Here is a 16,334-nt window from a genome sequence, read left to right on the forward strand (position 1 = left end):
TGGCCTGATAGTAAGGGCAAGTGTACGGTGAGGCAATGAAAAAACTGAAAATGGGAACTCTCCGAGCTGTCATGGCGCGGCGTGGCCTTCGCCAGCGTGTGTAGGGACAAAAAAACCGGCCAGCGCATTATGCTCTCTGGCCGGTTTGTTGTGCTTTATCGGCAGATAGTGAGTCGATTAGCCGAAGATGGCTTGTAGCAGATAAAACAGCACGATGGAGAGCGCGGCTCCGGCAGGTAGGGTGATGATCCAGGAGGCGACGATATTACGCACCACGTTCAGATTGAGCGCGGCGATACCACGGGCGAAGCCCACGCCCAACACCGCGCCAACCAGCGTTTGTGTGGTCGAAATGGGCAGGCCGGTGCCGGAGGCGATCACGACCGTCGAGGCGGTGGCGAACTGGGCGGCGAAGCCACGGCTTGGCGTCAGATCGGTGATCCCGGTCCCGACGGTTTCCATCACGCGACGCCCCATCAGCGCTAGGCCGACGACGATACCGATACCACCAAGCGGCAGGATCCACCAGACGATGGGGGAGGTGCCGGCCAGTACGTTCGGCTCGCGCACGATGGCGACGATGGCTGACAACGGCCCGATGGCATTGGCTACATCGTTGGAGCCGTGAGCGAAGGCCATGGCGCAGGCGGTAATGACCATCAGTAGGCTGAATACGCGCTCGACACCGCGGAAGTGATCCTGCTCGTCGGCGTCATCGGTAAAGGATTTGCGTGATAGGTAGAGATAGCCGCACACCATCACCAACAGCGAAACCAGGATAGAGATCAGCCAGGTTTCTCCATCGGTCAGATGCAGGCCGACATGTTTTAGCCCCTTCTTGATGGTCACCAGGGCGATCACCAACGCGGTCAGGAACATATAGACCGGGCCGAAGCGGCGGGCGTTAGCGAACGGGTTGTCGGTGTTGAAGATGAGACGTTGGGCGCTAAGGAAGATGCCGTAGGCTACGACGCCGGAGATTAATGGCGTGATGATCCAGCTACCGACGATGCCTTTTACGCCGCCCCATTCAACCGCTTCCGGGCCGATAGAGACGCAGGCAAAGCCGATAATGGCGCCGATGATCGAGTGGGTGGTGGAGACCGGCCAGCCCATCAGGGAGGCGAGGATCAGCCAGATCCCGGCGGCCAGCAGCGAGGCCATCATCCCGAAGACCAATGTCTGCGGATGGCCGGCGAAGGCGCTGGTATCGATGATACCGCTACGGATGGTTTGCGTGACTTCGCCACCGGCCAGATAGGCCCCGGCGAATTCGAAGATCATGGCGATGATGATCGCCTGACGGATGGTGACGGCGCGCGCGCCGACGGAGGTACCCATGGCATTGGCGACGTCATTGGCGCCGATACCGATAGCCATCAGCAAGCCAAAGAAGGCCGCCACCATAATCAATAATGTGCCGTGGTTGGCAATGATTTCCATCTATTGTGTCCGTGTGTGGTAATTAACTTCGGGCCAGCATCAGTTCCAAGCGGGAACCAACGCGCAAGGCTTTGTCGGCCAACCCGCCGACCCACTCGATGATTTGGTAGAGAAACATAATATCGACCGGGTTCAGTTCACCCTCGAGGGTGAGCAGCGCCTGGCGTAATAGGATCTGTAAATGATCGGTATCGTCTTCGATGTGATCCAACTCCATGACCATCTGTTCGACCAGATCGGCTTCGCGGCCGCGGAACCCGGTTTCCAACAGCTCATCCATCTCATGGATGACCTTATTGGATAGGGCGGTGGCATCCAGACAACGTTGCAGGTAATTCATGAAATCTGCCTGCATCGCGTGCGGGATCTGCAGACGGCGACCGATGACGCGGCCGGCGATATCCTTGGCGCGATTGGCTAAGCGATCCTGTTGTGTCACTAGCTCCAGCATGTCGCCGCGATCAACCGGAAGAAACAAACCGCGTGGTAATTTCAACCGGATTTCACGCTTTAGCGTGTCAGCCTGTTTCTCCAGATTGGAGATCTGTTCGCGCACGCTTTGCGCCTGATCCCATTGCTGCTGCGCGGTGGCGGCGAAGAAGGGGATGAGTAGGCTACAACATTCGTGCACGCGACTGGCGTGCTCTTGCAGGGGTTTCAGCGGAGACTTGGCAAACAAGCCTAAAATAGTATTTACTGGCATCACTCATGCACCTTAAATTGATGGTTTTCTGCGCATAGTTCGTCAGAAAGGTGCGCATGGTAACTGATGTGTCCTACATTGGACACAGTTTTTACATTTTTTCCCGAGCAATATCTCATACCTCGGTAAAACCTTAATATGACAGAAAAAATGACCGTGGAAATTGAACTGAAATTCATCGCACTTCCCAGCGCCGCACAGGCATTACCCGCCAGCCTAGCGCAATGGCCGCTTCAGCATACGCCGCCTCAGGCGTTGAGCAATATCTATTATGAGACGGAACGGCAGACTTTGCGTAGTTATGACATGGGGTTACGTATCCGTGGCTGCGACGGACGCTATGAAATGACGCTGAAGACTGCCGGTAGCGAGTTTGGCGGTCTACATCAACGCCCAGAGTATAATATTCCGTTGGAGCACCCTGAACCCTGTTTAACGCTGTTGCCAGCCCAGGTTTGGCCGCAGGCGTGCGATCTCGATGCCTTACAAGCGGCGCTACAACCGCTGTTCAGCACCGACTTTACGCGCGAAAAGTGGGTGGTCACTTACGGGGCGAGTCAAATTGAAGTAGCGCTCGACCAAGGCGAGATCCGCGCGGCAGGACGGAGCGAGGCACTGCACGAGATCGAGCTGGAGCTGTTGAGCGGCGAGCGTACCGATCTGTTCGCTTTTGCCGAGCAATTGTTGGCGCTAGAGGGCGTGCGTTTAGGCTGTTTGAGCAAGGCGGCACGTGGCTATCGTCTGGCGGCTGGTGCCCCGGCGCTACGCGCGCAGCCATTCGCTTCGCTACGTCCGGCGGCACGCGCCAGCGTCGAACAGGGACTGTCTGCCGCGCTACGCCATAGCCTGGCACACTGGCAGTACCATGAAGAGGCGTGGTTGCGCGGCGATGCCGCCGCGCGAGGTGGGGTGCAGGAGGCGTTGGCGGCAGTGCGCCAGTGTCTGACGCTCTTTGGTGGCATCGTGCCACGTAAGGCGAGCACGGCGTTGCGCGCCGGAATCGGCGCATTGGAGTCTCGTCTCGCCGAGGCGGATTGCTCGGCGGCGGCATGCTGCTATAGCCATGACTCTCTGACGACTCAGTTAGCGCTTACTCGCTGGGTGGCCGAGGCGGGTTGGCGTCCCTTCGTCGACGCGGCGGGTCGCGACAAACTGGCCGGCTCATTCAAGCGTTTCGCCGATATCATGTTGGGGCGTTGCGGCGCGGAGTTGAAAGCGTTATTTGCCCATATCCATCATCCTCAGGAGTACCAGGATAAGCTGGGGCGCCTACAGCACCAGATGTTGGCGGTACGCCTGTTAGGCGGTGCCTATGAGAGCGAGGCGGTGGATGCTTATCTGATGCCCTGGCAGGCGTTAGCGCACACCATCGCCCAAGGGGCGGCCGCGTCATTGACGGAGGCCTGTCATCAAGCCTTGCATCAACCGGCTTTCTGGCGCAACGGCGCGCGCTAAACCTAGTCCTCTATGTCGCCGTCTCCGATGGCGGCGCATTGAGTCATGCTATCACGCAAAGGAGTGAGTATGTCCGAGTTTCGGGAGATGCCGGCGCGGTTGCGCGACCAGGGTGAGCGCCAGGCTGCGCGCTTATCGGCTGTCGCGCCGTCGGCGTTGTCAGTACTGGCGTTGAGTGACTTCATGACCGATGCGTTTGTCGCGCATCCTGCGTGGTGGCAGCGCTTGCAAAGCCAAGCGCCGCAGGCGACGGAGTGGCAGCAGTATGCCGACTGGCTGGCGCAGGATCTCGCTGCGGTGCAGGATGAGGCGGCATTAATGACGGCATTACGCCTGTTCCGTCGTCAGATGTTGGCGCGTATCGCCTGGATGCAGAGCAGCAACCAGGCCGATTGCCAGCAGACGCTGACTCAGCTCAGCGTCTTGGCCGAGACCTTGATCATTGGCGCGCGTGATTGGCTCTATGCCCGCTGCTGTCAGGAGTGGGGTGTGCCGTGCAACGAGGTCGGCGAGGCGCAGCCCCTATTGATCCTCGGGATGGGTAAGTTAGGGGGCGGCGAACTGAATTTCTCCTCCGACATCGATCTCATCTTCGTTTACCCACAGGGGGGACATACCCGCGGCGGTCGGCGCGAACTGGATAATGCCCAGTTCTTCACCCGGCTGGGACAGCGGCTGATCAAGGCGCTGGATCAGCCGACGGTGGAGGGGTTCGTTTACCGGGTGGATATGCGTCTGCGTCCTTTTGGCGATAGCGGCCCGCTCGTGCTGAGTTTCGCTGCCTTGGAGGACTACTATCAGGAGCAAGGGCGCGACTGGGAGCGTTACGCCATGGTCAAGGCCCGCCTGCTGGGCGATGGCCAGGATCGCTATAGCCAGGAGCTGTACAGTCTGTTGCGTCCCTTCGTCTTCCGCCGCTATATCGACTTCAGCGTGATTCAGTCACTGCGCAATATGAAGGGGATGATTGCGCGCGAGGTGCGTCGCCGGGGGCTGACAGACAATATCAAACTCGGCGCCGGTGGTATTCGTGAGATCGAGTTCATCACTCAGGTCTTCCAACTGATCCGGGGGGGGCGCGAGCGGGCATTGCAGCAACGTGCACTGCTACCGGCATTGGCGGCGATCGGTCAGTTGGGATTACTGACTCCGGAGCAGGTGGCGACGTTACGTGATGCCTATCTTTTTTTGCGCCGTCTAGAGAATCTGTTGCAGGCGATCAACGATGAGCAGACCCAGACCTTACCCGCCGATGCGCTTAATCGTACTCGCCTCGCCTACGGCATGGGGTTAGCGGATTGGGCACAATTGCAGCAGGCGTTACAGACGCGGATGTCGGCGGTGCGAGCCATCTTCAACGCCCTGATCGGGGAGGATGATGGCGAGGAGGAGAGTGCCGCTGATGCGGCCCTGCATTTTGCGCCATTGTGGCAAGAGAGCCTGGAGGCCGCCGAGGTGGCACGGCTGATGCCGCAGTTGGATGATGAGGAACGGGCGCGTCTGCAGCGCGCCCTGGCCGATTTTCGTCACGATGTGGATAAGCGTACTATCGGCCCGCGTGGACGTGAGGTGTTGGCGACCCTGATGCCGGCGCTGTTGGCGCAGGTGTGTGTCCGCGACGAGGCGTTGACGTTGTTGCAACGTTTGATCCCTCTGCTGCTCAACATCGTGACTCGCACCACCTATTTGGAGCTACTGATGGAGTATCCGGCGGCGCTGAATCAGTTGATCCGCCTCTGCGCCGCCTCGCCGATGTTAGCCGATCAGTTGGCGCGTTATCCGCTGTTGCTCGATGAATTGCTCGATCCCGCCACCCTGTATCGACCCGTCGCCCAAGAGGCGTACCGTGATGAGCTGCGTCAATATCTGTTGCGTATCCCGGACGATGAGGAGCAGCGTCTGGAGGCGCTGCGCCAGTTTAAGCATGCACAGCAGCTGCGTATCGCCGCCAGCGATATTGCCGGTGTATTGCCGGTGATGAAGGTCAGTGATCATCTGACCTATCTGGCAGAGGCGATGATCGATGCGGTGGTGCAGCAGGCATGGGAGCAGATGGTGGCGCGTTATGGCCAGCCGATGCACCTGGTTGGCCAGAGTACACGCGGTTTTGCCGTCATCGGTTATGGCAAGCTGGGGGGATGGGAGCTGGGTTATGGCTCCGATCTGGATCTGGTGTTTCTACTGGATTGCCCCGTGGAGGTGATGACTGAGGGGCCGCGTAGTATCGACGGTCGCCAGTTTTATCTCCGTCTGGCACAACGCATCATGCACCTGTTCAGCACGCGTACCGCCTCGGGGATCCTGTATGAGGTCGATGCGCGGCTGCGTCCCTCCGGCGCCGCGGGGATGCTGGTCAGTACCCTCGAGGCCTTCGGCGACTATCAACGTCATGAAGCCTGGACCTGGGAACATCAGGCATTGGTTCGCGCCCGGCCGGTCTATGGCGATGAGGCGATGCACCAACGTTTCGCCGCCATTCGTCATGAGATCCTCTGTCGTCCCCGCGAGGGAGCATCGTTGCAACGTGAGGTGCGCGAGATGCGCGCCAAGATGCGAGCTCATCTGGGGAGCCGTCACGCTGAGCACTTCGATATCAAGAGCGATGCTGGCGGCATTGTGGACATCGAGTTTATCGCCCAATATCTGGTGTTGCGTTATGCGGCGACGCAGCCACGCCTGACGCACTGGTCGGACAATGTGCGTATCTTCGAGCTGATGGCGCGCTATCAGATTATGACGCAGGAGGAGGCGGCGGGGTTAACGCAAGCCTATGTCACCCTACGCAACACCTTGCATCACTTGGCGTTACAAGCGTTACCGGGCGTGGTGGAGGCGACACGCTTTAGTGCCGAGCGGGCGCGGGTGGCGGCAAGTTGGCAGCGTTGGTTGGGCGGGGACGACGCCTGAGGTAGGGCCGTCCCATAACGGTCGATTAGTAGCGTGAGGGCATGCCTGGTGGGCAGGTCTTGAAGCGGCGATGGAGCCACATGTATTGCGTCGGCGCCAGCATGATCTCGCGCTCTACGATGCGGTTCATGTAGCTAGCCGCCGCATACTGATCGTCGAGCGGAAAGTCCTGGATCATCGGTTGGATATACAGGGTATAGCCGCTGTCATCCGCGTTACGTACCGGGGTGAAGGGGAGGATGGTCGGCTTACTCATACGAGCCAGGATGTAGCTGCCGGTGGTGGTGGCGGCTTGCTCGACGGCGAATAACGGCACGAAGACACTGCTCTTGGGGCCGTAGTCGTGATCCGGCGCGTACCAGACGATCTCGCCCTCTTTCAATGCGCGGATCATCCCCTTCACATCGCGCCGATCGATCATATATTTGTTGGAGCGTAACCGCCCCCACGTCTGGAGCCAGTCGAGTACGGGGTTGTCGTTGGGACGATAGACCCCGACGCCGGGATTCTGCATGCCGAAGATACGCGCCCCCAGCTCTAGGGTGAGAAAGTGCATACCGATTAAAAGGATGCCTTTACCCGCATCGAGGGCTTGCTGCATGTTGTCATCGCCCTCAATCTTACACCAGCGGCGGATACGCCAATCCGGCCAGAACCAGGCCATCCCGGTTTCGATCAGCGCCATGCCGACCGATTCGAAGTTCTGCTCGAGCCAGCGTTCACGTTCACTCTCCGCCATCTGCGGAAAACAGAGCTCTAGGTTGCGACGGGCAACCTGGACGCGTTTCTTTAAGAAGCGCATCGACAGTTTCCCCAGTCTCTTGCCCAGGCGGGAGAGCCAGGGATAGGGTAGTAGCATGATCAGATAGAAGATCCCGATCCCGAGCCAGGTAAGCCAATAGCGGGGATGCAACATGCTGCGCCGAAACTGTGGATAAACGTGATTGTCTGCCATAACGCTCGTTCAAGGGGCCTCAAAGATAGATTTAATGGCTAGTGTAATTGATATTGAGGGGATTGTGATAATATTGCGCCCATCTTGATACGTAGGAGTCTGGGGATGAAAGTAACCCTGCCTGATTTTCGCCGCGCCCAAGTGATGGTAGTGGGCGATGTGATGTTGGATCGTTACTGGTATGGGCCAACCAGCCGGATCTCGCCGGAAGCACCGGTGCCCGTGGTCAAAGTGGAGACCATTGAAGAGCGCCCCGGCGGCGCGGCCAACGTGGCGATGAACATTGCCTCGCTGGGTGCCGGAGCCCGTCTGGTGGGGTTGACTGGCGTCGATGATGCCGCCCGTGCTTTGGCTGAGCGTCTGGCAGAGGTCAATGTGGCCTGTGACTTCGTCGCGGTGCCGAATCAGCCGACCATTACCAAGTTGCGTGTGCTGTCGCGTAATCAGCAGTTGATCCGTCTGGACTTCGAAGAGGGATTCGGTGGTGTCGACCCCGAGCCGATCTTTGCCCGTATCCGTCAGGCGTTACCCCAGTTGGGCGCCCTAATCCTATCCGATTATGCCAAGGGAGCCTTGGCCGCGGTACAGCCGATGATCCGCCTGGCGCGTGATGCCGGTGTGCCGGTCTTGATCGATCCGAAAGGTACCGACTTCGAACGCTATCGTGGGGCGACGTTGCTGACACCGAACCTCTCCGAATTCGAGGCTGTCGTTGGGCGTTGCCAGAGCGAACAGGAGATCGTCGAACGTGGTCTGGCGTTAATGGATCGCTTCGAGTTGACCGCACTGTTGGTGACGCGTTCCGAACAGGGGATGACGCTCCTACAGCGTGACGTTCCGCCGTTGCATATGCCGACGCAGGCGCAAGAGGTGTATGACGTGACCGGCGCCGGCGATACGGTGATCGGTATGTTGGCGACGGCCATTGCCGCCGGTACCTCGCTGGAGGAGGCGTGCTTCTTGGCTAACGCCGCCGCAGGAGTGGTGGTCGGCAAGCTGGGGACCTCCACCGTTTCGCCTATTGAGCTAGAGAACGCCATCCGCGGTCGTGCCGACACCGGCTTTGGTGTGATGTCACAGGAAGCGCTAAAGGCGGCGGTACTCAAGGCGCGTCAACGCGGCGAGAAGGTGGTGATGACCAATGGGGTGTTCGACATTCTTCATGCCGGTCACGTTTCTTACCTGGCGAACGCGCGTAAGTTGGGCGATCGCCTGATCGTCGCCGTCAACAGCGACGCGTCGACTAGCCGTTTGAAGGGGCCGGAGCGCCCGGTTAACCCGTTGGCACAGCGTATGTTGGTACTGGCCGCACTGGAGTCCGTCGACTGGGTGATCCCATTCGAGGAGGATACCCCGCAGCGTATCATCGCCGAGATCCTGCCCGATCTGCTGGTGAAGGGGGGGGACTATAAGCCCGAGGAGATCGCGGGGGGCCGCGAGGTGATCGCCGCTGGTGGCGAGGTCCGCGTCCTGAACTTTGAAGATGGCTGCTCGACGACCAATATCATCAATACCATCCGTCAGAACCCGCACGGCTAAGGTGTCGCAGACAGCTTAGCAGGATAGCATCGTGGCAACATTAAAGCAGGAGTTAGGGTTGGTGCAGGGCGTTGGTTTGCTCTCCACCTCCCTTTTGGGCACCGGGATCTTCGCGGTTCCGGCGCTGGCCGCCCAAGTCGCCGGCACAGGGAGTCTCTGGGCCTGGCCGTTATTGATCGTCTTAGTCTTTCCCATCGCCATCGGCTTTGCCGGATTGGGGCGCCACTTCCCGAGTGCAGGTGGCGCGGCGCACTTCGTCGGTAAGGCGTTTGGCCCACACATGGCACGGGTTACCGGTTGGTTATTCCTGTCGGTGATCCCCGTCGGGCTGCCCGCCTCGCTACAGATTGCGGCCGGTTTCTGGCAGGCGATGTTCGGCTGGCAGGGGGGAAGCCTGTTGGCGGTAGAGTTATCGACACTGTTGGCGGTATGGCTACTGGGGACGCGCGGCGCGGGGTCGAGCGCGAATTTACAGACGCTGATCGCCGTGCTGGTGGTGTTGCTGATCGCCGCCATCTGGTGGCGTGGCGGGATCACCCCGGCGACGATCCCCTGGCCGACGGCACAGCAACTCGCATTATCTCCCCTTGCCGCTGCCTTGGCGGTGATGTTCTGGTGTTTCGTCGGTCTCGAAGCCTTCGCGCATTTGGCAGCGGAGTTTCGTCATCCCGAGCGTGACTTCCCACGGGCTCTATTGTTGGGGTTGTTGCTGGCAGGCGTGGTCTATTGGGCATGTAGCGTGGCGGTACTCTACTTTCATGCCTACGGGAGTGGCCGAGAGGCGGCGGCATCGTTGCCGGGGATCGTGGTGCAATTGTTCGGTCGGCAGGCGTTGTGGATTGCCTGTGTGATCGGCTATTTGGCGTGTTTTGCCAGCCTGAATATCTATATTCAGAGTTTCGCTCGCCTGGTGTGGACTCAGGCACAGGAGCGTCCCGCGAGTCGTCTGGCTCGGCTTTCGACACGGCAGGCGCCGGTCAATGCGCTGACGGCGGTGGTCATCTGCTGCCTCGTGTGTTCGTTGGCTATCTATCTGAGTGATCTGGCGCTGGATGCGCTGATCGTCTACGCCAATGGCGTCTTCATCATGATCTATCTGTTGTGCATGCTGGCAGGATGTCGCCTGTTGCGCGGGAAGGCGCGCATGATGGCGGTGATTGGCGCTGGGCTATGCGTGTTACTGCTGTTGATGGTCGGGGTGAAGAGCCTGTATGCGCTGGGAATGCTCGCCTTATTGACGCTGTTGTTACCACGCCGCGTTCGGCGGCGCAGCGTATGAGGGGCAGGCGTTAGGCCTGCTCTTCTTCATCCCGCGAGAGGCGATTCTCCAGCGCGGCGACGCGTTGTTCCAGTAACGCCAGTTTTTCCCGGGTACGCAGCAACACTTGGGTCTGGACGTCGAAGTCTTCGCGATTAACCAGATCTAAGCGGTTAAGCTGCGTCTGAAGGATCTGGCGGATCCGTTTCTCCATATCGTCACCGAACTCGCGTAGTCCTTTCGGCATGGATTGATGCACCTGACGGGCAATCTGTTCAATTTTCTTGGGATCAATCATGGTGCGTTCCTTGGTTTTTACGGCAATCATGCGGTAGTGGATACGTTACCGTAGTGTTATCTCAGATGCCAGTAGGGCAGGCGATTATCGCACGCAATCGCTTGTCCTGGATGATAAATGTTCGTTCTTGCACCCTACTCTGTGGCTTTGTGAGCGAACGCCAATAATCGACGATGACGATTGCTCGCTATTCGCTTTGGCGTTATAGTCATTTCGCTTACTTCTCAGGGCGGGGTGAAAGTCCCTACCGGCGGTAAATCGGTACGCAGTGGCGTCACCGAAAGCCCGCGAGCGCTTGCATTACGATGCAAGGTCAGCAGATCCGGTGTAATTCCGGGGCCGACGGTTATAGTCCGGATGGGAGAGAGTAACGACATCTGCCGGGGTGAACCCGCTCGCGTTATTTTGTCCGTGCCTCTGGCACGAGCTGCTCCTCAAATTGCCCTGATTCTGGTAATTCATACAACTATTGATGAGGTTTTTTACCATGAATCAGACTCTGCTTTCCGATTTCGGTACCCCAATGGAGCGCGTGGAACATGCGCTATCTGCACTGCGCGCTGGCCGTGGCGTCATGGTGCTGGATGATGAGAATCGTGAAAACGAAGGCGACATGATCTTCGCCGCCGAAACCATGACCGTTGAACAGATGGCGATGACCATTCGTCACGGTAGCGGCATCGTCTGCCTGTGTCTCACCGAGGCGCGTCGTCAGCAGTTGGATCTGCCGATGATGGTGAGTAATAACACCAGCCACTATGGTACGGCATTTACCGTGACCATCGAGGCGGCAGAAGGGGTGACGACCGGGGTTTCCGCACGCGATCGCCTGACCACGGTACGCGCGGCGATTGCCGATGATGCCAAGCCGAGCGATCTGCACCGTCCTGGCCATGTGTTCCCGTTGCGTGCGCGTCCTGGGGGAGTATTGGTACGTCGTGGCCACACCGAAGCGACCATCGATCTGGTCGCGCTGGCCGGTTTTCGCCCGGCAGGGGTGCTATGCGAATTGACTAATGATGACGGTACGATGGCCCGCGCGCCGCAGGTGGTGGAGTTTGCCCGCCAACATAATATGCCGGTGGTGACTATCGACGATCTGGTGGCTTACCGCCAGGCGCATGAGTCCCAGGAGCAGGCGAGCTAATCGTCACCGCGCAGAGTCATAAAAAAAGGGATAGCCACTGGCTATCCCTTTTTTGTTACGCCTCACGCGAGGTGAGAGGACGATGCGCTGATCATAACGGCGTCGTCTGTAGCAGGGCTAGACTGAGTCCCATGACCGTGATCCCACACAGGACACCACGACTGGGGTTATTCTGAGGGTCGATCTCCCTAGCCAGCGGCATCAACTCATCCACTGACAGCGCCACCATGATACCGGCAACCAGAGTCATTATCGCCGCCATACCGATGGGCGAGATGGCGGGGCCGAGTACCGCGTAAGCCAGTACCCCGCCGAGGATTTCTGCGACACCGGATAGGCCTGCCCAGCCGAAGGCACGCAGGCGTGAACCGGTGGCGGCGTAGACCGGCCCGGCGACGGCGAGCCCTTCAGGAATGTTATGGATGGCGACCGCCAATGCGATCCCCATGCCCAGCTCCAGATCGGCGCTGGCGGTGACATAGGTCGCGATACCCTCGGGGAAGTTATGTAGGCTGATCCCCAAGGTGAGGAGTAGGGCGGTGCGTTTCAGATTGCGTGGCGCCGCGCCGCCTAGCGGAACCATGTCATGGGCGTGATTGTGCGGTAGTAGGCGATCGAGCAGGAAGTACCCCACCAAACCAAGAATAAACATACCGTACCCCAGCAAAGGCGGCATGCCTGGCGTAGCCAGCGCGGCGGGTAACATCTCCATCAGAGAGATCAGCAGCATGATCCCGGCGGCGAAGCCGAGTGAGAAGGCTAAGACTCGGTTAGAGGGTTTTCGCCCGATAATCGCAAGGAGGGCACCGACGGCAGTCGCGGCACCAGCGAGCAGCGTAAGGAGCAAGGGGATGGACATGGGCACACTCTCCAAAAATGATAATGATTTTCATTATTTATTAAGTGTGAATAAAAGTAAATATTGGTGATCATGTTATACACAATCCCACTGATTGTCTGTGCCTATTCTATTCTTGCCAGAGAGTGCTTAGCTCAGCCATGTCGCTGCCACCGCTTGATAAGTGTGGGGGCGTTTGAGGAGAGTCGCGATGTATGATGCCCCGATGCCTGCACTGTTTCTGGGACACGGTAGCCCGATGAATGCCTTAGAGGAGACCCTCTTTAGCGCACAATGGCGACGTCTTGGTATTGCGTTGCCTCGTCCGCGTGCCATCGTGGTGATCTCCGCCCATTGGTGTACGCGTGGGCTATGGGTTACGGCCATGGCGCACCCCCGTACCCTGCATGACTTTACCGGCTTCCCGCCGGCGCTGGCGGCGTTGAGCTATCCGGCGCCGGGGAGCCCCGCATTGGCGATGGAGCTACAGACGTTGCTGGCGGCGGATTTCCCGCTGGCGTTAGATCGACAAGCATGGGGATTTGACCATGGCGCCTGGAGTCTGTTGTTGCATCTCTATCCTCAGGCCGATATTCCGCTGGTGCAGCTTAGCCTGGATCTGACACAACCCCCCGCATACCACTATCGCTTAGGGCAAGCGCTGGCGGTATTACGGCGCCGCGGTATCCTGTTGTTGGGAAGCGGTAACGTGGTACATAACCTACGCACTCTGCGTTGGCAGGCGTTCGCGCCTCCCTATCCTTGGGCGTTACGTTTTGAGCGTTTCGTACGGGATAACCTGTCGCAGCAAGGCTGTGAGTCACCCCTCGTGCAGTTTGCGCGTCATCCCGATGCCGCGCTGGCTAACCCGACCCCCGAGCATTTCTTGCCGCTATTAACCGTGTTGGGCTGTTGGGACGGGAGAGAGCGACAGCAGGTGTTCGATCTGGGGATCGTGATGGGATCGTTGAGTATGTTGTCATTGCAGATCGGTTGAGGGCCTGAACGAGGGGGAACGCACTTGAGACGGCGAAAAACGAAAATAACTGACCAGAAAGCTGCAGTAGAGAGTTCAAATAAACGTGTAAAGATAATTGAGGGATTACGAGAGCATATCGGGAGAGAACAACAGAGAAGTGGTGCGAAGAGAGGGACTTGAACCCTCACGTCCGTTAGGACACTAACACCTGAAGCTAGCGCGTCTACCAATTCCGCCACCTTCGCACACGGGTGTATCGATTGTCGCTCGTCGGCTTTGGTGCGAAGAGAGGGACTTGAACCCTCACGTCCGTTAAGACACTAACACCTGAAGCTAGCGCGTCTACCAATTCCGCCACCTTCGCAAGGTGCCGTCAAAGCGCAATCAATCGTGGTTATGTGGTGCGAAGAGAGGGACTTGAACCCTCACGTCCGTTAAGACACTAACACCTGAAGCTAGCGCGTCTACCAATTCCGCCACCTTCGCATACCGTTGCGTTACTACGGGAGTAACGTAACCACGGAGGCGAATTCTAGAGATTTTCGTCGCGGCGTCAACAGTTATTTGCCGAATCTTCCGCGTTCGATGTAAATTTGGCCGTCTTCGCCATCTTTTCGCCGTTCAACTGCGAAAAAAAGGCCGGCAGTGCCGGCCCGGGGGCTTAGCGGCGGCGACTATGTTCTAGCGCCGGGCGGTCGAGGATGGCGGAGTAGACCTTGAATTTCCCGGTCTGGGCAACCACTTCATGGCGACCAAAGATGGCGTCGAGTACCTGCGGATACGGCAGGAAGGCATTGGCGACGATGCGTAACTCGCCACCTAATTGTAGATGGCTGATCGCCCCCCGGATCAGGGTCTGTGCGGCCAATAGGCTGGTCTGTACCCCATCGTGGAAGGGCGGGTTGGAGATGATCAGATCGAAGCGCCCGTCGATGTCGGAGAAGACGTTACTGGCGATCACCTCGCCCGGGATGTCATTCTGCGCGAGGGTCTGGCGGCTGGCGGCCAGCGCGGCGGCGTTGACATCACACAGGGTGAGGGTGGTCTCTGGTGACATGCGAGCGATGGCGGCGGAGAGAACCCCGGCACCGCAGCCGACGTCCAGCACGCGTCCTTTGAGGCCGTGGGGCAGCGAGGAGAGCAGCAGATGGCTACCGATATCCAGGCCATCGCGGCTGAAGACGCCCGGTAGCGTGGCGATGTGTAACGAACCGGTGTGGTAGCTCATCCACCAGTCAGCCAGATCGAAGGTGACCGGCTGAGTGAGTTGGCCATGGTACAGGCCGCAGCGACGCGCGCTGTCGATTTTGCTCAGCGTCACCATCTCGGCGCATAGTTCTTCAGCGCTGCGTACCCCGGCGCGGTTTTCCCCGACGATGAACACCTCGCACTCCTGCGGTAGCACCGATAGCAGCTGGGTGAGTTGGAATAGGGCTTCGGGTTTGCTCTTCGGCCAATAGTACAGCAGGGTATCGATACCGGCGACGAACGCCTGCGGCGCTTCCAAGGCGAATAGACAGCGCTCGCCCATGGTGGATTGTAGCGCCTGCCAGTGGTGATACTGGCTCGTGTGGGCGCGTACCTCGAGGGCATCAAACTGCGCAGGCAGCGTATCCTGTAGATCGCCGGCGAACAGGACGCGGCGTGAAGCCAATTCTTCGCTATGGCGCAGTATGACTTCGCTGGCCGGGGTAAAAGCGGACATGACACAAAACTCCTCTATGGGCTGACCGGCGATTATAAAGCTTTCAACGGGGTTCTGAAACTCGGCATCGTCTGTCATGGATGGTAGCGGGGCCGGGGGTTTGTTAGCATAGTAGCCAGACAGGCATCAACGAGTTCCCCGGCGCCGTACGGCGCAGATGAGGTAGGAGTAGTATGGTTTCGCGACGCGATCGACTTTTACAGCAGCTTGGCGTGACGCAGTGGGTGTTACGCCGTCCGTCGCTATTGCGTGGCGAGGTCGCCATTACGCCATCGCCCCAGACACGGCTATTGATCGTGTCACAGGCCCCCTTGTCGCCGGATGATCTGTTGTTGTGCGATATTCTGCGTGCGCTGTCGCTGACGGCGGAGCAGGCGGTGATCCTGACCCCGGAGCAGTATGAGACGCTGGACCAGCGCCAGCATTACCTCTGCTGGTGGTTGGGCGATGCCGCTCCGGCAGAAGCGCAACTGCACACCTCGGCGCTCAGTGCGCTTTATCATAACCCCGGCGCCAAGCGCGCCCTATGGCAGCAAATTTGTCATGAGCAACACCATTTCTTCCCTGACCTCGGCGGACATTGACGCCGCCTACGGCGTGGAGTGCGCCAGCCACGCCTTTCCCTGGACGCGTAATACTTTTGTCGGTAACCAGGGTGAGCGTTACTACAATCTGAAGCTGGAGTCCCAGGGACAGTTGGCGGCTTTCGCCATCACCCAGGTGGTATTGGATGAGGCGACGCTGTTTAATATCGCGGTCGCCCCCGCCTTTCAACGTCAAGGGCTGGGGCGCCAGTTATTGCTGCGCCTGATCGATGATCTGACGGAGCGGGGTGTGGTGACCCTCTGGCTGGAAGTCCGCGACTCCAACCAGCCCGCGATCGCCTTGTATCAGGATCTGGGCTTTAACGAGGTGTCGCTGCGGCGTAACTATTATCCGACCGCCGATGGGCGCGAGGATGCGCGTATCATGGCGTTACCGCTCGGTTAGCGAGGGCTCTGACGGCTCGCTCCGGCTGTTTCTCGCCTCTCCTGTGCGATTGGCCTACGAAAATTGCGCGTTGTCTAACCTGGATAAATCAGGGAAAATGGCGCGCTTATGACCCAT

14 protein-coding genes, 3 tRNA genes and 1 riboswitch are annotated in these 16,334 nt (G+C 58.9%); of the genes, 8 read left to right on the forward strand and 9 right to left on the reverse strand.

The features are described from left to right. Positions 1–177: 177 nt before the first annotated feature. A complete protein-coding gene (locus tag ACEQFP_RS10710) occupies positions 178–1,443 on the reverse strand; it encodes an inorganic phosphate transporter (protein WP_005281664.1) in 1,266 nt (421 codons plus the stop codon). 22 nt (positions 1,444–1,465) lie between these two features. Beyond that, the gene (locus ACEQFP_RS10715) at positions 1,466–2,146 is read right to left on the reverse strand and encodes a TIGR00153 family protein (RefSeq protein ID WP_005281666.1); all 681 of its coding nucleotides are present in this window, start codon (positions 2,144–2,146) and stop codon (positions 1,466–1,468) included. A 150-nt stretch (positions 2,147–2,296) separates the two neighbouring features. Between ACEQFP_RS10715 and ACEQFP_RS10720 the strand changes: the two genes are divergently transcribed. Beyond that, positions 2,297–3,601 carry an inorganic triphosphatase gene (locus ACEQFP_RS10720; protein ID WP_370546994.1) on the forward strand — a complete coding sequence of 435 codons (1,305 nt, stop codon included), beginning with the start codon at positions 2,297–2,299 and terminating at the stop codon, positions 3,599–3,601. Between the two features lie 69 nt (positions 3,602–3,670). Next, a complete protein-coding gene (gene glnE, locus ACEQFP_RS10725; protein WP_370546993.1) occupies positions 3,671–6,508 on the forward strand; it encodes a bifunctional [glutamate--ammonia ligase]-adenylyl-L-tyrosine phosphorylase/[glutamate--ammonia-ligase] adenylyltransferase in 2,838 nt (945 codons plus the stop codon). Positions 6,509–6,533: 25 nt separating this feature from the next. Here the strand turns inward: glnE and ACEQFP_RS10730 are convergent, their stop codons facing one another. Next, positions 6,534–7,463: a Kdo(2)-lipid IV(A) acyltransferase gene (locus tag ACEQFP_RS10730; protein ID WP_005281671.1), complete on the reverse strand. Its 930-nt coding sequence runs from the start codon at positions 7,461–7,463 to the stop codon at positions 6,534–6,536. A 105-nt stretch (positions 7,464–7,568) separates the two neighbouring features. Between ACEQFP_RS10730 and hldE the strand changes: the two genes are divergently transcribed. Both hldE and yjeH read left to right on the forward strand, forming a co-directional pair. Continuing rightward, positions 7,569–9,002: a bifunctional D-glycero-beta-D-manno-heptose-7-phosphate kinase/D-glycero-beta-D-manno-heptose 1-phosphate adenylyltransferase HldE gene (gene hldE / locus ACEQFP_RS10735; protein ID WP_035597166.1), complete on the forward strand. Its 1,434-nt coding sequence runs from the start codon at positions 7,569–7,571 to the stop codon at positions 9,000–9,002. A 31-nt stretch (positions 9,003–9,033) separates the two neighbouring features. Then, on the forward strand, positions 9,034–10,281 hold the full coding sequence (gene yjeH / locus ACEQFP_RS10740) for an L-methionine/branched-chain amino acid transporter (protein ID WP_005281674.1): 1,248 nt from the start codon (positions 9,034–9,036) through the stop codon (positions 10,279–10,281). 10 nt (positions 10,282–10,291) lie between these two features. Here yjeH and ACEQFP_RS10745 read toward each other — a convergent pair whose 3' ends face one another. Then, positions 10,292–10,558: an accessory factor UbiK family protein gene (locus ACEQFP_RS10745; protein ID WP_005295796.1), complete on the reverse strand. Its 267-nt coding sequence runs from the start codon at positions 10,556–10,558 to the stop codon at positions 10,292–10,294. A gap of 215 nt (positions 10,559–10,773) precedes the next feature. Further along, positions 10,774–10,931, forward strand: a riboswitch (FMN riboswitch). A 114-nt stretch (positions 10,932–11,045) separates the two neighbouring features. Here ACEQFP_RS10745 and ribB point away from each other — a divergent pair. After that, on the forward strand, positions 11,046–11,705 hold the full coding sequence (gene ribB / locus ACEQFP_RS10750) for a 3,4-dihydroxy-2-butanone-4-phosphate synthase (RefSeq protein ID WP_005295793.1): 660 nt from the start codon (positions 11,046–11,048) through the stop codon (positions 11,703–11,705). 91 nt (positions 11,706–11,796) lie between these two features. On the opposite strand, the gene zupT is transcribed toward ribB, so the two are convergent. Further along, entirely contained in the window at positions 11,797–12,564 is a 768-nt protein-coding gene (gene zupT, locus ACEQFP_RS10755) for a zinc transporter ZupT (protein WP_005281677.1), read from the reverse strand. A gap of 190 nt (positions 12,565–12,754) precedes the next feature. Between zupT and ygiD the strand changes: the two genes are divergently transcribed. Next, entirely contained in the window at positions 12,755–13,540 is a 786-nt protein-coding gene (gene ygiD / locus ACEQFP_RS10760; RefSeq protein ID WP_370546992.1) for a 4,5-DOPA dioxygenase extradiol, read from the forward strand. 140 nt (positions 13,541–13,680) lie between these two features. Here the strand turns inward: ygiD and ACEQFP_RS10765 are convergent. The 4 genes from ACEQFP_RS10765 to rsmC form a co-directional block, all read right to left on the reverse strand. After that, positions 13,681–13,767: transfer RNA gene (locus ACEQFP_RS10765), tRNA-Leu, on the reverse strand. A 32-nt stretch (positions 13,768–13,799) separates the two neighbouring features. Beyond that, positions 13,800–13,886, reverse strand: a tRNA-Leu gene (locus ACEQFP_RS10770). Positions 13,887–13,921: 35 nt separating this feature from the next. Then, positions 13,922–14,008, reverse strand: a tRNA-Leu gene (locus ACEQFP_RS10775). Between the two features lie 175 nt (positions 14,009–14,183). Then, positions 14,184–15,227, reverse strand: a complete 1,044-nt coding sequence (rsmC, locus tag ACEQFP_RS10780) for a 16S rRNA (guanine(1207)-N(2))-methyltransferase RsmC (RefSeq protein ID WP_035600578.1) — start codon at positions 15,225–15,227, stop codon at positions 14,184–14,186. 173 nt (positions 15,228–15,400) lie between these two features. On the opposite strand from rsmC, the gene ACEQFP_RS10785 reads away from it, so the two are divergent. Next, complete coding sequence (locus tag ACEQFP_RS10785) at positions 15,401–15,811, forward strand: DNA polymerase III subunit psi (RefSeq protein ID WP_005281680.1); 411 nt, start codon at positions 15,401–15,403, stop codon at positions 15,809–15,811. Next, positions 15,771–16,217 (forward strand): ribosomal protein S18-alanine N-acetyltransferase, encoded by a 447-nt coding sequence (gene rimI, locus ACEQFP_RS10790; protein ID WP_005281681.1) that lies wholly within the window; start codon positions 15,771–15,773, stop codon positions 16,215–16,217. Before ACEQFP_RS10785 ends, rimI begins: the two co-directional genes overlap by 41 nt. Positions 16,218–16,334: the final 117 nt, after the last annotated feature.

It is taken from the genome of Edwardsiella sp. A.80236, assembly GCF_044540725.1.
In the GTDB taxonomy this organism is placed as follows: Bacteria; Pseudomonadota; Gammaproteobacteria; order Enterobacterales; family Enterobacteriaceae; genus Edwardsiella; species Edwardsiella tarda.

Excerpts from the sequence above, each read along its gene's own strand:
- ACEQFP_RS10710 (WP_005281664.1), bottom strand. The coding sequence starts at position 1,443 with ATGGAAATCATTGCCAACCACGGCACATTATTGATTATGGTGGCGGCC.
- ACEQFP_RS10715 (WP_005281666.1), bottom strand. The coding sequence starts at position 2,146 with ATGCCAGTAAATACTATTTTAGGCTTGTTTGCCAAGTCTCCGCTGAAA.
- ACEQFP_RS10720 (WP_370546994.1), top strand. The coding sequence starts at position 2,297 with ATGACCGTGGAAATTGAACTGAAATTCATCGCACTTCCCAGCGCCGCA.
- glnE (WP_370546993.1), top strand. The coding sequence starts at position 3,671 with ATGTCCGAGTTTCGGGAGATGCCGGCGCGGTTGCGCGACCAGGGTGAG.
- ACEQFP_RS10730 (WP_005281671.1), bottom strand. The coding sequence starts at position 7,463 with ATGGCAGACAATCACGTTTATCCACAGTTTCGGCGCAGCATGTTGCAT.
- hldE (WP_035597166.1), top strand. The coding sequence starts at position 7,569 with ATGAAAGTAACCCTGCCTGATTTTCGCCGCGCCCAAGTGATGGTAGTG.
- ACEQFP_RS10745 (WP_005295796.1), bottom strand. The coding sequence starts at position 10,558 with ATGATTGATCCCAAGAAAATTGAACAGATTGCCCGTCAGGTGCATCAA.
- ribB (WP_005295793.1), top strand. The coding sequence starts at position 11,046 with ATGAATCAGACTCTGCTTTCCGATTTCGGTACCCCAATGGAGCGCGTG.
- zupT (WP_005281677.1), bottom strand. The coding sequence starts at position 12,564 with ATGTCCATCCCCTTGCTCCTTACGCTGCTCGCTGGTGCCGCGACTGCC.
- ygiD (WP_370546992.1), top strand. The coding sequence starts at position 12,755 with ATGTATGATGCCCCGATGCCTGCACTGTTTCTGGGACACGGTAGCCCG.
- rsmC (WP_035600578.1), bottom strand. The coding sequence starts at position 15,227 with ATGTCCGCTTTTACCCCGGCCAGCGAAGTCATACTGCGCCATAGCGAA.
- ACEQFP_RS10785 (WP_005281680.1), top strand. The coding sequence starts at position 15,401 with ATGGTTTCGCGACGCGATCGACTTTTACAGCAGCTTGGCGTGACGCAG.
- rimI (WP_005281681.1), top strand. The coding sequence starts at position 15,771 with ATGAGCAACACCATTTCTTCCCTGACCTCGGCGGACATTGACGCCGCC.